The sequence below is a fragment of the Ferruginibacter sp. SUN106 genome (assembly GCF_050611765.1).
Classification (GTDB): Bacteria; Bacteroidota; Bacteroidia; order Chitinophagales; family Chitinophagaceae; genus Ferruginibacter.
Genome location: NZ_JBODJC010000004.1, coordinates 399,530 through 414,319, shown reverse-complemented (window position 1 = coordinate 414,319; position 14,790 = coordinate 399,530). Strand labels below are relative to the sequence as shown.

The 14,790-nt window shown below is 37.6% G+C and carries 10 protein-coding genes; 3 read left to right on the top strand and 7 right to left on the bottom strand.

Features of this window, described 5'->3' with window-relative positions; translation table 11 throughout:
- Positions 1 to 132: 132 nt before the first annotated feature.
- Positions 133 to 984 carry an AraC family transcriptional regulator gene (locus ACQ334_RS17845; protein WP_430989611.1) on the top strand — a complete coding sequence of 284 codons (852 nt, stop codon included), beginning with the start codon at positions 133 to 135 and terminating at the stop codon, positions 982 to 984.
- 167 nt (positions 985 to 1,151) lie between these two features.
- Here ACQ334_RS17845 and ACQ334_RS17840 read toward each other — a convergent pair whose 3' ends face one another.
- Together ACQ334_RS17840 and ACQ334_RS17835 are read right to left on the bottom strand one after the other, a co-directional pair.
- Positions 1,152 to 2,768 (bottom strand): glycoside hydrolase family 43 protein, encoded by a 1,617-nt coding sequence (locus tag ACQ334_RS17840; RefSeq protein WP_430989610.1) that lies wholly within the window; start codon positions 2,766 to 2,768, stop codon positions 1,152 to 1,154.
- A gap of 118 nt (positions 2,769 to 2,886) precedes the next feature.
- Complete coding sequence (locus tag ACQ334_RS17835; RefSeq protein ID WP_430989609.1) at positions 2,887 to 4,302, bottom strand: arabinose isomerase; 1,416 nt, start codon at positions 4,300 to 4,302, stop codon at positions 2,887 to 2,889.
- A gap of 174 nt (positions 4,303 to 4,476) precedes the next feature.
- Between ACQ334_RS17835 and ACQ334_RS17830 the strand changes: the two genes are divergently transcribed.
- Complete coding sequence (locus ACQ334_RS17830; protein ID WP_430989608.1) at positions 4,477 to 6,723, top strand: bifunctional alpha,alpha-trehalose-phosphate synthase (UDP-forming)/trehalose-phosphatase; 2,247 nt, start codon at positions 4,477 to 4,479, stop codon at positions 6,721 to 6,723.
- A gap of 85 nt (positions 6,724 to 6,808) precedes the next feature.
- Here ACQ334_RS17830 and ACQ334_RS17825 read toward each other — a convergent pair whose 3' ends face one another.
- Together ACQ334_RS17825 and ACQ334_RS17820 are read right to left on the bottom strand one after the other, a co-directional pair.
- Positions 6,809 to 7,492, bottom strand: coding sequence for a M24 family metallopeptidase (locus ACQ334_RS17825; protein WP_430989607.1), 684 nt, complete (start codon positions 7,490 to 7,492; stop codon positions 6,809 to 6,811).
- 12 nt (positions 7,493 to 7,504) lie between these two features.
- On the bottom strand, positions 7,505 to 8,074 hold the full coding sequence (locus tag ACQ334_RS17820; protein ID WP_430989606.1) for a cysteine hydrolase family protein: 570 nt from the start codon (positions 8,072 to 8,074) through the stop codon (positions 7,505 to 7,507).
- A 100-nt stretch (positions 8,075 to 8,174) separates the two neighbouring features.
- Between ACQ334_RS17820 and ACQ334_RS17815 the strand changes: the two genes are divergently transcribed.
- A complete protein-coding gene (locus ACQ334_RS17815; protein WP_430989605.1) occupies positions 8,175 to 9,038 on the top strand; it encodes a LysR family transcriptional regulator in 864 nt (287 codons plus the stop codon).
- Between the two features lie 335 nt (positions 9,039 to 9,373).
- Here the strand turns inward: ACQ334_RS17815 and ACQ334_RS17810 are convergent, their stop codons facing one another.
- From ACQ334_RS17810 to ACQ334_RS17800, 3 genes are all read right to left on the bottom strand, one after another.
- Entirely contained in the window at positions 9,374 to 9,568 is a 195-nt protein-coding gene (locus tag ACQ334_RS17810; RefSeq protein WP_430989604.1) for a hypothetical protein, read from the bottom strand.
- 422 nt (positions 9,569 to 9,990) lie between these two features.
- Positions 9,991 to 10,416, bottom strand: a complete 426-nt coding sequence (locus ACQ334_RS17805) for a hypothetical protein (protein ID WP_430989603.1) — start codon at positions 10,414 to 10,416, stop codon at positions 9,991 to 9,993.
- Positions 10,417 to 10,427: 11 nt separating this feature from the next.
- The gene (locus ACQ334_RS17800) at positions 10,428 to 14,780 is read right to left on the bottom strand and encodes a DUF6443 domain-containing protein (protein ID WP_430989602.1); all 4,353 of its coding nucleotides are present in this window, start codon (positions 14,778 to 14,780) and stop codon (positions 10,428 to 10,430) included.
- Between the last annotated feature and the right edge of the window lie 10 nt (positions 14,781 to 14,790).

Genomic DNA, 14,790 nt, shown 5'->3' with positions numbered 1-14,790 from the left:
TCAAATTATAGTAATTTAAGGCCTTAAAAATGATAATATAACGGCTTTTACGGCTTTGTATCTTGAGAAATTCCTGAGGGAAGTCAAGTCTTTAAGACTTGACTTCCCTGGTAAAAACGCTTTTAAATAATAATGAGAACATTAATTCAAAAGATTCATGTAGAAGAACAATATTCCTTTGCCTGCCGGCATTACCGCACGCCGGATTTTGAAACCAGCTGGCATAAACATGAGGAATGTGAACTGATCGTTATAACCGAAGGCCATGGCACTGCCATGATAGGAGATTTTGTTGGTGAATATAAAACCGGGGATATTTATTTTATTGCCAGTGATATCCCTCATTCCTTTCGTAAACGCCACCATAAAATGATTGGTGATGCGGTAGTGGCACATTTTAAAAAAGATGTTTTTGGTGAAAGCTTTTTTTTATTGCCGGAGATTAAACATGTGTTCACATTTTTAAATAAAAATGATGCCATCCAATTATCCAATAAACTAAAAAAAGAAGTCACCGCTTTATTATTGAGCATGGAAACTGCTAAAGGATTTGACAGAATTAACCTGTTGCTGCAGGCGTTGCAGAAAATGAGTTCTTCCAATAGCTTTGCCAGGTTAACACAGGATTTTTCATCACCAGATAACAATATCAATCCAGCTATTGAAAAGATCATTGATTATTCTTTTAAACATTATTTAGAACCCATTACATTGGAGCAAGTGGCTGCCATTGCAGAGATGAGTATTCCCACTTTCTGCCGTTTTTTTAAAAAGAATATCAAGAAGACCTACTTTAATTTTTTGCAGGATCTGCGGGTGAGTCATGCCTGTAAATTATTAACTACCACCAATAAAACAGTGATGGATTGTTGTTACGAAAGCGGGTATAATAGCTGGGCGCATTTTAGTAAACAGTTTAAGCAGATCAAACAAATTACGCCTTCGATGTACAGAAGGGAGTTTGTGGATAAGAGTAAGCAGTGAAAAGGAAGACAAATGTTCAATACTCAATTTTCAAATTTCAAATTTCAATAAAAGGCAAATACTTTTGATTAGATGCATGTTTCATGGTAGCAAGTTTGTAAACTATGCGTTTTATTTTGAACATTGAGTGTTGAATATTCAACATTGAAAATTTTCTCTCTTCGCCCTCACTTCTCTACCCTGAACCAATCCACCTCAGCAAATCCTGCATCATTGATCACTTGCGTTCTGGTACAAAAGAAACCCATTGTTGCGCCGATCCATTTGCCTGGTGTGGCTTTAAAATTTTCAGCAATAGCAGTAAATATTTTTCCATCGCTGCTGTAGCTAAAACTACAAACAGCATCTTTGGTTACTTTTAATTGAAAATATAAATCGCCGGAAGAAATTTTTGTCAGTTCAGTTTCTGTTTCGGGTTTGCCATGTTCGGCATCAATACATTTAGCATAACTTAAATAAAGTCCATCTGCTTTTTTGGTAACGGCAATATCAGCATAGCTCATACCTAAAACCACCAGGCCAAATTTTTCTCCGTTTGTCTTTGGTGTAAATAAAAATTTTGCAGTGGCTGTAAATTCTTCTGCAGGGAATTTTTGAGTGAGGATGTTGGGAATATCCCACAAACTTTTTGCCGTATCCGGCCTTAGTACACTATTAAATCGTAGTACACCTTTAAAAGGATAACAATAGCCCCAGTTTAATTTGGTATTGGCATGCCATTGCCATTGTAAGCCTGTTTTGCTATCATTAAATTCATCGCTTTCAGCAGGTGTAATTACCGGGTATTTTTTTCCAATGTTTGGTTTCCTAAATACCATTACCGGCTCTCCTATACCGTTATTATTGTTATCCACGCCCATTACCGGCCAGTCGTTTAACCATTTCATTGGCTCCAAATGCACTACTCTTCCATAAGCATCTTTATCCTGGAAATGAATGAACCAATCCTCCCCGGTTTGTGTTTGCACCCAGGCGCCCTGGTGTGGCCCGTTGGTAGTTGTAGTGCCTTGTTCCAGCACTACTTTTCTTTCGTAAGGGCCATAAATATTTTTACTGCGTAAGATAGTTTGCCAACCAGTACTTACTCCGCCAGCGGGTGCAAAAATGTAATAGTAATTATTTCGCTTGTAAATTTTAGGCCCTTCAATAGTACCATCTGCTTCATGCCCATCATATACCAATACCCCATCACTGATCACTTTATCCCCTGCTGCATTCAACTCTTTCATTAATATAACAGATTTAAATCCTGCCCTGCTGCCGGCTAATGCATGCACTAAATAATTTTTACCGTTATCATCCCAAAGCGGACAAGGATCAATCAAGCCTTTGCCTGCCTGTACCAATACAGGTTCTGTCCATGGGCCTGAAATATTTTTTGCCTTGGTGAGATAAATTCCAAAATCAGGATCGGGATAATAAATGTAAAATTCATTGTTGTGATAACGGATAGATGGTGCCCACACACCATTGCCATGTTGTACTTTACTGAAATGTTCAATGGGTGGTTGTTGCTGTAAGGCATGGCCAATGATGGTCCAGTTGACCAGGTCTTTACTATGCAAAATGGGCAAGCCCGGGCTTTGATTAAAACTGCTGCTGACCAGGTAATAATCATCGCCTACACGAATAGCATCAGGATCACTGTAATCTGCATTGATGATGGGATTTTTGTAAGTGCCATCGCCATTATCTGCAACCCATGTTTTGGAAATGGTTTGTGCGTTTGTTATTGAGGAGATAATTACTGCAATAAGTAAAAGAGGTATTTTATTTTTTTTCATAACGAAGAATATTATTGTGATTGGGTGGGTCACTCCTTAAAGAGTGGCTCACCGGGCTAAAACAAAAGTAGCTCCCTGTGAACGGGGTGAGCCACCCTTATTGGGGTGACCCACCCTATTAACAAATTTTTACTACCTGCATATTTAATAAAGCACCTAATTTTTCAATTTTAGAACTGATATGACCAATACCCACAGCGCAATGGTGTGCAGGGCCATAACTATTCCAGTCGTGAGTAAATTTTCTGGCGCCGATAGAAAATTTATAACGGCTGTTGGTATTACCAATTTGTAATATCGGGCCTGCAACAGATTCACCTTCGGCAACTTGTAACATTAATTTACCATCGTTTGTTTCTACAACAGATAATAAAGTTACGGGGCCGTTCTTCACCGACATTTCAACAGATAAACCACTGCCTACTTTTCCGTGATACACTCCTAACGGACGTACTTTTGTTTTACCTTCTGCAATAGCTATATGGCCGGGGCCATCATGCCCCATCAACACTACATCGGCAGTAAAATCCATTGCATAGTATTCTGTAAAAGATCCGCCGGCACCAAAGCTATCCATGATCTTCATGGCCTGTGCATTTTTTATTTCGTATTCTCCTGCAACAGGAATGCCGTTTGCTGTTAATAAAGAATTACCAATGATGATGGATGCAATGGCATTTTCATTTTCTGCATTGCCTGAACCTTTGTAATAGTAAGCCATTGAGCCGAGTTGGTGTTGTGCTACTAATTTATCTAATGCAACAGAAGTGATAGCTGCATTCTCTAATTCCTTTTCAGAGCAATCGGGTTGCACATCAAATTTTTCGTGCAATAATTTTATCCGGTCTTTTATTTCTGCTTCGGTAATTGTTTTACGATGCGCTACTAATTCTTCCACTTCTAATAATTCAATATGCCCACCGAAGTAAGCGTATTGTTTAGTAAGGTCAGTGTAGATATCTAACATGCCGCTGTAATAATGCCCCATGCAGCCCATACGGTTGTATGCCATGATGTGTGCTACTTTTGCTGCTTGCAGCCATTCCGTAATTTCATTCCAGCATTCATCATCGTTATGCAACATACCTGTTACCTGGTGAAATTTTATTCCGGTGCGGCTGAACACATTTGCAATTTCAGGAACAGGGCATGCAGAACAATACGCTAACCACTCTCCTGTCATTTTTGTACGATCTGTCATTGCATTAAAAGACGTGTAATCAATGGCAGCTTCGGGTGCTAAGTTGAGAATGATGACAGGCACTTTTGCTCTTTGCACAACAGGCAATACGGTTGATGATAAAGCGTAAGTGGTAACGTATAAGAAGATAATATCAACATCTTCGGTCTTAAATAATTTTCCTGCAGCAAACGCTTTGTCGGTAGTGTCAACCAACCCTGCATTTACAATACCGGGATTAATAGCCGCTAATTTATTTTCTACTTGTTGCAAATAATTTTTAAGGCGTTCCTGTAAACCTTCAAACTGCGGCCAATAAGTGTCAAGGCCAATGCCAAATAATCCGATTTTCATTCTATAGCAATTTTAATCGTTTTTTAATTTACTGAATTCATTGTTAAAGATAAAGCTATCATCAATAGAAAAACTAACAGTTATGAGCTGTGCAGTTATACAATCCTTAGCTTTTTAACTTTATGGTATAATGTTTGACTATAGCATAATAACCCTTCTATAGAAAAGCACTTTATGGGAAAAACAATTATCATCTCCAACAGATTACCGGTTAAGATTGCAGTTAAAGATGGCAACTATACATTTCAAGCCAGTGAAGGTGGCCTTGCAACAGGCCTTGGTTCAATTTATAAAAATGGTAATAGTGTGTGGCTGGGTTGGCCGGGATTATTTGTAGATAATGAACAACAGAAAAAAGAGATCGATAAAAAACTGGAAGCGCTTAACCTGCATCCTGTTTATTTAACCAATGAAGAGATCAACCAGTATTATGAAGGTTTTTCCAATGAGATTTTATGGCCCGTGTTTCATTACATGTCAACCTATGCCCGTTATGAAAATTCATACTGGGAATATTATAACGTAGTAAATAAAAAATTCTGTGATGCCTTCTTAAAAATTTATCAACCGGGTGATGTGGTATGGATACATGATTACCATTTATTGCTGTTACCTAAAATGATACGAACAGCACAACCACTGGCCACCATTGGATTTTTTCAGCATATTCCTTTTCCCTCTTTTGAATTATTCAGGCTATTACCCTGGCGTGCAGAATTGCTGGAAGGATTGTTAGGTGCTGATCTTATTGGCTTTCATACTTACGATGATGCCAGGCATTTCCTGGGTGCCAGCAGTCATATTCTTTCTGTAAAATCTTCGCTGAACACTGTTTTGCATGACGACAGAAAAATAGTGGTGGAATCTTTTCCTATGGGAATTGATGATAAAAAATTTATCGGCCTCACAAATGATAAAGAAGTGCTGCAGCATATTGAACATTTAAAAAACAGTTTTACCAATGTTCGGCTCATTCTTACTATCGACAGGTTAGATTACAGTAAAGGTATTTTACAACGCTTGCAGGCTTTTGATCTGTTATTGGAGAACCGCCCCGACTGGAGAGAAAAAGTTTCCTTATACATGATCGTAGTGCCATCGAGAGATACAGTGGCCATGTATAAGGAATTAAGAAACGAGATTGATAAACTGGTAGGCAATATTAATGCACGGCACAGAACCAATACCTGGACTCCGATCAATTACTTTTATCGCTCTTACCCTATAGAAATGCTATCGGCCTTATACCAGTTTGCAGATGTGTGTTTGGTTACACCCATGCGTGACGGGATGAACCTGGTGTGCAAAGAATTTGTTGCCAGTCGTGTGTCGCATGATGGTGTTTTAATACTGAGTGAAATGGCAGGCGCTGCAAAAGAATTGATTGATAGCATTATTGTTAATCCCAACAATATTGTTGAGATAAGCCATGCCATGCTTGCTGCATTAAATATGCCTGCCACAGAACAACAACGTAGAATGAAACAGATGCAGGAACTGGTAAGCAAGTACAATGTGCATCATTGGGTGGAAACTTTTATGCATCGCCTGAACGAAATGGAAAAACCAAGGCAGGTTGAAGTATCCAAATACCTGAACTTCTTTACAGGTCAGTACATTCGTAATCGTTATGTAAGAGCAAAAAAAAGATTGCTGTTGCTGGATTATGATGGTACGCTGGTAAATTTTGCTACCGATATTAATGCAGTTTCGCCAGACAAAGAATTACTTGATATTTTGCAGGACCTGGTAAATGATGAAGGCAACAAGGTAGTGATCATCAGCGGAAGACAACACACCACTATGGAGGAATGGTTTGGAAACATGGCAGTTGATATGGTGGCAGAGCATGGTGTGTGGTTAAAAAAAGCCGGCGGCAACTGGGAGGAAACCATACAGTTTAATGTAGATTGGAAAAAACAACTGTTACCGATTTTAAAAGTGTATTCAGACAGGGCTCCGGGTTCATTTGTAGAAGAAAAATCACATTCACTGGCCTGGCATTACCGGGGTGTGGAAGGTGGTATTGGCGAATTTAGAGCGAATGAGTTGATGGGAAATATCCGTTACTTAATTGCCGATCAACCTTTACACATGTTGCAGGGAAATAAAGTAATTGAAATAAAAAGCAGTGAGATCAATAAAGGTAAAGCTGCCTTAGCTTACATTACAGGCGGTCATTATAATTTTATTATAGCTATTGGTGATGATGTTACAGATGAAGATATGTTTAAAGTAGTAAGGCCCTTTGGTATCACTGTAAAAATCGGTACCAACAAATCAGCAGCAGCATTTCATTTTAATAATTCTAAAGAAGCAAGGGCTTTGTTACGCAACCTGCCCTCTAAGTTACTCATCACAAAAATATTAGATAAGCTGATACATATTTTACCATATCCATCATTTGGAAGAGAAGGATAAATTAATATAGTGGAATAAAAAATCCATTGCGATTGCTCTGCAACGGATTTAATTTTAAGACACAAACAAAAGATTTAACCTCTCATTATACCTGGTCCAATAGCTGCTCAAAAAAACCTCCAATATTATTCACCCTGTCTACAAATTGAATCTCTAATATCCAATGCCTGCTGTTACCATTTTTATCTGAAAGCAAAATACTGCTGTGATTATCCGGGTGAATATCAAAACACAGATCTTTAGGATCATCAGGTTGCTCATGAGGATACAGCCCAACTAAATGCCCGGCAATTGCATTTCCAAATTCATAACCATATCTTTTTGTCAGATCGATCACATAGTTGAAAAATTCAGTACCGGTGAGACTGCTTTGATCATTATACCAATCCTTCGCTTCATGCCATGCAGTTTCAACATCTTTTTTTATTTTTTGTTTTACAGGATCAGTCCCTATAACATAAGTTCTTCCCAAGTCTGATTCAAAGCCTTGAAAAATGGGGCCGAAATCTAATACCACGATATCGTCATCTTGTATAATTCTATCAGGCGGATTACTATTAAAAGGTTGCATTGTATTAATCCCGGCACGTACAATTTTTTTATGCCAGTAATTTTCAATTCCAAAATCTGCCCTGGCTATTTGTACAATTTCTTCAATTAATTGCGATTCATACTTTCCCGCAATTATTAATCCACGTTCCTCAACAGTATTAAATAATGCTTTTGCCTTTTGCTCGGCAAGCAGCATTTTTTGTTTTATTTCGTTCATAAATTTTTAAGATTAGATATTTTGTTTTATAAAAGAAGTTGTTACCACTATTGCAAATTCTTCGTTCAAACTTGCAAGAGCCGTTTCATGAATTAGTTCAGCAGGATAATTCCGTCCGTCAATTCCTTTTTTATTAAAAGTGGCGGTGGCATCAGCTACCAAAAAAGTTTGAAAGCCCAGATTGCCAGCCATTCTTACCGTAGTTGAAATACAATGGTCAGTAGTTAAACCAACAATTACAAGCGTGGTAATGTTAGCCTGTTCCAGGCGCATTTTCAGATAAGTGCCGATGAATGCACTGTTTACCTTCTTCTTAATAATTTCTTCGTCTTGTGCCGGCGTAACCAAATCATTAAATGCATTGCCGGCATTGGTTTGGTGGAGAGGAGATAATGGATTGGTTGAACAATGCTGGATATGAAAAACAGGCCATTGACGTTCTCTCCAATAACTGAGTAATTCACTGGCTTTTACTTCTGCATCAGGATTATTTCTTTGCCCTCCCCAATACGCTATATTGTCAAACCCTTTTTGAATATCGACAAGAATTAATGCCGGCTGCCCTGATGCTGGTAAAGTCATTGATTGAAAAGATTTAGTTTCTTAAAGAGCAAAGCAACACCGTTTAATCGATACAATAAAATGCTTAATTTTGATTGATTGATAACATATTTTGATTACAATGGATATTCAGCAAATCAAAAATTTCCTTGTTTTATGTGATACACTCAATTTCAGAAAAGCTGCTGAGCAGATCAATATTGTACAACCAGCTTTAAGCAGGCAAATACAATTGCTGGAAAATGAAGTGGGCGCTTTATTATTTAACAGGAGCAAACGTACTGTTTCCTTAACTGCAGCAGGTATCTTTTTTCAAAAAGAGTCTGGCAGAATTGTACAAGACCTGGATAAAACAATTATACGAACAGGGCAATTGCATAATGGTGAAGCAGGCGAAATAAAAGTGGCCCATTCAAGTTCTGCTATGAACACCGTGGTGCCTTCTTTTTTAGTGCAACTTAAACATAAATGGCCGCTCTTTAAAACTATTGTACAGGAAGCCTCCAACTTCCGGCAAATAGAAATGCTGCTGGCGAGAAAAACGGATATTGGCATTGCTCCCAATATTATCTTACCTCCCGAAATAAATTCAAAAATTTTATACAAAGAAAATTTTGTGTTGATCTTGCCAGGTAACCATCCTTTAGCAAAAAAAAGAATCACTGATCTGTCTATTTTAAAAAATGAAATATTTATTTTACCGCAGCTTTCCACAGGTACGGGCTATGTTGAAACCATTTTGCAGATCTGCCAGGCTTATGGTTTTAAACCAAAAGTAGCACATGAGTCAGCGCATGCTGCAGGTGTACTACGCCTTGTAGAAGCGGGACTTGGCATTTCCATTGAACCCATTTCTTCAGTTCGTGGCACCAATATGAATATCAAACTGATCGAATTAAAAACCCTTCCTCAAAAAGCAGTGATGACATTATTTTGGTTACAGGAACGGGAAGACGAATTGAGTAAGTTTATAAAAATGTTTTGAGGTATTATTATCACGATCAGGGTTTTACAGTTGTAGAAGAATAGCCGATCAAGGATACAAAAAAATCCCGGCGAAGCGGGACAAAATTCATGGAGAATAAAGGACAGTTATCGAAATTACTAATAGATGATGTAAAGCTTTTGGCGAGAGTATCAAATTACGAAAATCAATAACTATCATCAACCCAGAATATAGAGTTATTAAAATAAGATAAACGCAAAATAAAATTAGTTATAAAAAACTCATTTCTCTATACACTGAGCCATTTATAACGGACAACTATTATTAAATAAAAAAGATCCTTAATTATTGGCTTTGCGAAGATTTTAAATTCTTTATTTATAATCCCAATCCTTGAGCTTTTTAAAAAAGTTAACTTGTTCTTTTTTTTCTAATGATTTAATTACATCGATTGACATAAAATAAATTCCTTCCATTTCATTAGTTGATAAACTATATATTGTTCTATTTTTTGTAAGAAAAGGCGCAATTATTACCCTGGTTTTCTTAAACTTAATTAAAAATTCCATATACCCCTCCAGTGTAAAATTTACCTCTGACCTTATTTTTGCAACTACTCTTGAGGTTTTACACCATTTTTTTATTTCACTAATTAATCCTGTATTGTTAAAACAAATACCTTTTTTAAGATTGGCAATAATAGCACTATCCTTTCTTTTTATTATAATGACATCTGCCGTATCTCTATAAAAAGAAAGATTATCTAAGATTGTATCCGCACCAGAAAGAGAAGTAGCTTTCGGAAAATAATAACAACAAAAAATCAGGTGAAGTTTCTGCTGCTTATATAATTGATCTATTCTGTCTGAACAATTATATTACTCTCGCTGCTGCAGTACACATAAAGATAACCATTTTTAGGTACGTTTATATTCTGCATTACATGGTTTTTAAGGCCAAACATTACCGGAAACATTATCTGAATAGATCACTATAGTATTCTTGCTAATAGTATTTCTATTTCCTTATAGAATTTTGTGTTGGCGTTAATCAACTCCAATTGCCCCTGAAAGAACATACGACTTTTCTCCTTTGATTCAATTATATATTCAATCTTTTTAGAACCCCAGAAATAAATTATTTTGTAAGACCCGTATTCATAGTCAGTCTTAATTTGTACTGGGTTTTCGTTTAATTTATTCCGAACATATTTCAATAATAAACTAAATGTTTTTTTATCTACTGTAAATACATTTCTATTCAAATCTTTATATTGTTTTGTAATTATTTCAATAGTCGGTAAGGGTTTATCCATTATTCCCAGTGGCTCGTAAACCAATTTCTGTGAAGAACATGAAGACAGAACTGAGAAATAAAACAAAATAAATGCTATAACCTTATAATTTGATTTTTTCATATTTTAATGATTTAGAAAGACCCATCTTGCTTTCTCGGGCCGACAGCAGGTGGTAAAGTTTTATTATAATTATCAATAGTAGTTTTTTGAAAATTCGATTCTTGGTTACTTACTTTCAATTCAGTAGGTACTGCGACACCTCCTTTAATTTCAAATCCATAAGTGACTGTAACTACAGGCTTATAACCATCTCCATTATTAATCACTAGAGTTAATTCACCCTCCCAACTTTTACCAGTTTGACTTCCTAATCGGGTGGGTCTATCATAAAAATCTAAATCATTGCCATTCTTATTTTGATAGGTTGGCAATTCTGCATCTGTCCAATAAAACGGTTTGTTATCATCTGCTGGTTGAGGGTCATTATAAGGTGATACCGTTCCATTAAGTGGTGCATCTGTTCTGATAGTTTGAATAAATTCTGCATTTGCGGTTCCATTTTTTCCATCATTATAGGAAGCATCAATTTCAACGCCAATTCCATTTGTAGTATGTGCGCCGTAACTCTTCACGCTTAATCCCTTATATTCTTTACCCATATAATCATAACCTGTTGGCGTATTTGCAGCTGATGTTACATTAGCTCGCCATATAACATCTCCAGTGGTTTTATTTTTTATCCAATCATCTGGCTTCATTCCATCTGGATCGATATATCTTAATGGATTATCAAATGCATAATTGTAAGGGGAATATCGGCACATCTGGTCCGTTTTAGGATCTACTGTGTGCCATCTTCCAATTTGTGGGTCATAAAATCTTGCGCCGTAATCATATTCTTCAAGTCCCCTTCCATCACTAAATTCTTTTGCTTGTCTTTCTTTGCCTGCAAATTGATATTTATTCTCTAAGCCACCGGCTGCCTTAGTACTAATCCCCACCATCACCAATCCAAACGGATAATAATGCGTTTCCTCCAAAATTGCACCTCTTGTATGCACCACCTGCAAATTATCAAAGAACACATCAACCGGGCTTTCGTTGCTACAGTAAATATACACATAGCCGCTTTTGCCGGCAATTAAATTCTGCAGTTCTGTGTAATGGTCTTTAACGATGTTCTTATCCCCCACCATGCTAATTTTAAATCCTCCATCATAGGTTTTAAACTGCTCATCAAAAAATATTACATTGATAAATGCCCTTGGGTTATTGGGCAACGCATTGGTTTGGTTATTCTGTTGCGTTACCATAGCATTAATACCTTGTGTACCTGCTGTTGTATTAATAGTATTTGTAGATACTGGGCCATGCGTTCCAGTTATTCCTGTTGCATTAGGCGCTCCTAAAAACCCCGCTAACAAATCCAATACAGGTAAAGTACTATTGCCACCGGTACCGCCTGTATTCTGAAAGTAATAGCTTTTACCAAACACATCAATTTTATCGCCTGCCATTACTTTTAAAGTAATACCTAAACCCATTTTAGCTTCGGTACTTTTAAGTTTGTATAATTTAGTACTGTTGGTGCCGGAGAAAGTTGCATCAGGCGGATTATTTCCAATTCCATTATTATCGTTGAGATAATCTGTAATTCCTGTCGCAAGAGATTTATCAACTACCTGCGCATCTTTAATATCATAATAATTTTTTTCTGTCGCAATCTTTGATGGTTCTAACGATGCTAATGGATATTTATCTACCTGCTGCTCTTCGGTCAATACCATTCTCACATTACCTAAATGATCCTTCAGCATATAATCGTATTCAAGACTGGCGGCTGTTGTACCCGTCATAGTTTTAAACCTGATACGTCCTTCTTCATGGCCTATCAGCTGCAATACATCTGTATACTGAGGATCGCCGGGGGCTGATGGGCTGGCACTTTTACTTTCATATACCGCACTTCCTGCATAGGTGGTAGTAGTGGTATATGATTTACCCGCTGTAATGTAGTCGATAGTTTGTTTTCTTAGTTTATTGCCCAAAGCATCGTAAGTATAAGTTATAGTGCCCTTGCCTGTTATAGTAATTACCTGCGGCAGGTTTAAATGGTTATAAGTAATACTGCTGATAGATTTATTTTTATCCATCGTAAGGTTACCATTAATATCATAACCATAGTCGGTACTTGTTTTGGTGCCGGCATTATACTTAAAGTCGCCCAATGTGGAGCTGTTATCATTAAACTGGTCTGTTACCTGTTGTAGTTTATTTGATCCGGTCAGATAAGTATAACTGAGATCGTCTATTTGTTCACTGGTGTTTAGTTTTAATCCCCATTGCTGCATTCTTTTTATATTTCCGTTATCATCGTAAGCACTGGAAATAGTAGCGCCGTCTCCCATTTTTACATCAAAATTTATTCTTGCATCCTGGTTAAATGCACCGCTGGTATATTGTGTAAAATCTGCTTTCATTAATCTGTTGGCAGCGTCGTAAGCAAAATCGTATTTACGTTTTTCTCCATCACCTTTACTCTTCCAAACCATGCCTTCTATATTGCCATTGTATTGCGGTGCAGTATAGGTTTGGTTACCTATAATATTGTTATTTGTTTTATCATAACCAAGGTCAAATCCAAAATAATTATTGCTGTTATTATCTTTTGCATAGTCACGGTTCATCCCTAATAACCAGCCCCGGATATTGTAATCATAGTTTAGTGTTTCCAGGTTATTATTGCCTAATATTTTCTTTTTCAATCTGCCCAAGGCATCATATTCATTTTGTACAATGGTTTGTTCGGCTTTGGTTACTGTGCCATTTACCTGCCCTACGCTATTTACAGATTTTTTAATATTCAGTAACCTGCCAAGGTCATCATACTGCATTTTGGTGGTTACTGTAGTGGTTCGTGAGTTGCTCATTCCACCTTTTATCATCCTTTGCACTGTTATTAGTGGCTGACCCGCCCAGCTATACTGTGTGGTGGTAGCATCCATACCTCCAGTTACGTTACGGCTTTGCGCTTGTATTAGCCTGCCTTTATCATCGTAAAATAGTATTGAGGCCAGGTATTGGGTAGCGTTCAGTACTTTTACTTCCGTCCAGGTAATCATACCAAGCGTATTAGTAGTTTGCGTTTGTGTCTGCGGGTATGGATAACTGTTTGATGGAGCTAAAAAATTACTGCTCCAGGTATTATCAAAATGTCCATTTGTAATTGTAAGGCCAGAAGGCAGGTCGGCATAGTTATCATAATGGGTAGTGGTTAACCTGTCCCAGCTGCTGCTGCCGGGTATGCCCGTTTTATTAAAAGGATAATAATAAGTAGTGGCCGTAGCTGCCTGTGCAGCATGATAAGCCTGGCTGCCCGTGCTATTCCATAAACCGGTCTGGATAGGTCGGTTCAGTTCGTCATACACTGTTACTATCCATTTTCCCTGTGCCGCAAGATTGCCATCCTGTGTCATAGTAAGCCTGTCACGCTGGTCGTATACCATACTTACCAGCGCTGCACCCGGTACTTTTTTAATGATCATACGATTGCGCTGATCATATTCGTATCTAAAGCATTGCTCATCCAGTAAAGCAGTGGTTAGCTGCCAGTTGTTAGTGGTTAGTATTTGTGTACCAACAGGCTGTATTACGCAGCGAAGGTTACCTGAATCGTCGTAGATATAATAAGTGCATAACCAGCCGGTATAATCTCTTCCTGTACCGTCATCTGCGATTGCGGTAAGCTGCACTTTCTTTAAAATTACTTTACCATCCTTATCTTTAAATTCTATTACCTGTTTACCATGTTCATCCACACTTATGTTTTTAAATAATTCCCCTGCATTATACCTTCCGTTACTATTTACAGATGTATTGATTGCATAAGTACCAAAGCTGTTAGCTACCTCTGTTACATCCCATATTTTTACATCATCGTTTAAAGTATTGGACCAATATTTTTGTTCAGTACCTCTGCCTGCGCCTGCCCAGCTTATGCCCGGTGCCATGGTTTTAGTTATACGATTAAGTGGTGAAGGTTCAAAAACAGCCTGGCTGTAAAAATAGTTTTCACCCTGGCCTTTCAATACACCATTGGCATCGTTATAAAACCCTTGTTGCTCAGTAAGCGGGCTTGGTTTAAAATTACCGTCTGCTAAGGTTGATTTATAAGGCAGGTATCTAAATTGCTCCCTGCCAAGCGCATCATAAACCACCGGAGACACTATGTCTGTTGCATTTGCACCAGTTGGTAACGATTCCTGTTTACTAACTGTTTGTATTACCCTGCCCAATCCATCTATGTACTGTGTCGTTTGCCTTACATCTTTTAAAGGTCTTGTTATTAATGCATTGGGGTCTTGTTCTGGTGCACTTGCATCCCAGGTACGTACATAGTTAAAGGCCTGTTGCGCAAAACCAGCTGCAAACAGGCAATTGAAAGTAACTATTAGTATGAGTTTTTTATTGATTTTATTTTGCATGGTTCCGGAG

Coding starts and splice junctions, on each gene's coding strand:
- ACQ334_RS17845 (WP_430989611.1), top strand. CDS start 133: ATGAGAACATTAATTCAAAAGATTCATGTAGAAGAACAATATTCCTTT.
- ACQ334_RS17840 (WP_430989610.1), bottom strand. CDS start 2,768: ATGAAAAAAAATAAAATACCTCTTTTACTTATTGCAGTAATTATCTCC.
- ACQ334_RS17835 (WP_430989609.1), bottom strand. CDS start 4,302: ATGAAAATCGGATTATTTGGCATTGGCCTTGACACTTATTGGCCGCAG.
- ACQ334_RS17830 (WP_430989608.1), top strand. CDS start 4,477: ATGGGAAAAACAATTATCATCTCCAACAGATTACCGGTTAAGATTGCA.
- ACQ334_RS17825 (WP_430989607.1), bottom strand. CDS start 7,492: ATGAACGAAATAAAACAAAAAATGCTGCTTGCCGAGCAAAAGGCAAAA.
- ACQ334_RS17820 (WP_430989606.1), bottom strand. CDS start 8,074: ATGACTTTACCAGCATCAGGGCAGCCGGCATTAATTCTTGTCGATATT.
- ACQ334_RS17815 (WP_430989605.1), top strand. CDS start 8,175: ATGGATATTCAGCAAATCAAAAATTTCCTTGTTTTATGTGATACACTC.
- ACQ334_RS17810 (WP_430989604.1), bottom strand. CDS start 9,568: ATGGAATTTTTAATTAAGTTTAAGAAAACCAGGGTAATAATTGCGCCT.
- ACQ334_RS17805 (WP_430989603.1), bottom strand. CDS start 10,416: ATGAAAAAATCAAATTATAAGGTTATAGCATTTATTTTGTTTTATTTC.
- ACQ334_RS17800 (WP_430989602.1), bottom strand. CDS start 14,780: ATGCAAAATAAAATCAATAAAAAACTCATACTAATAGTTACTTTCAAT.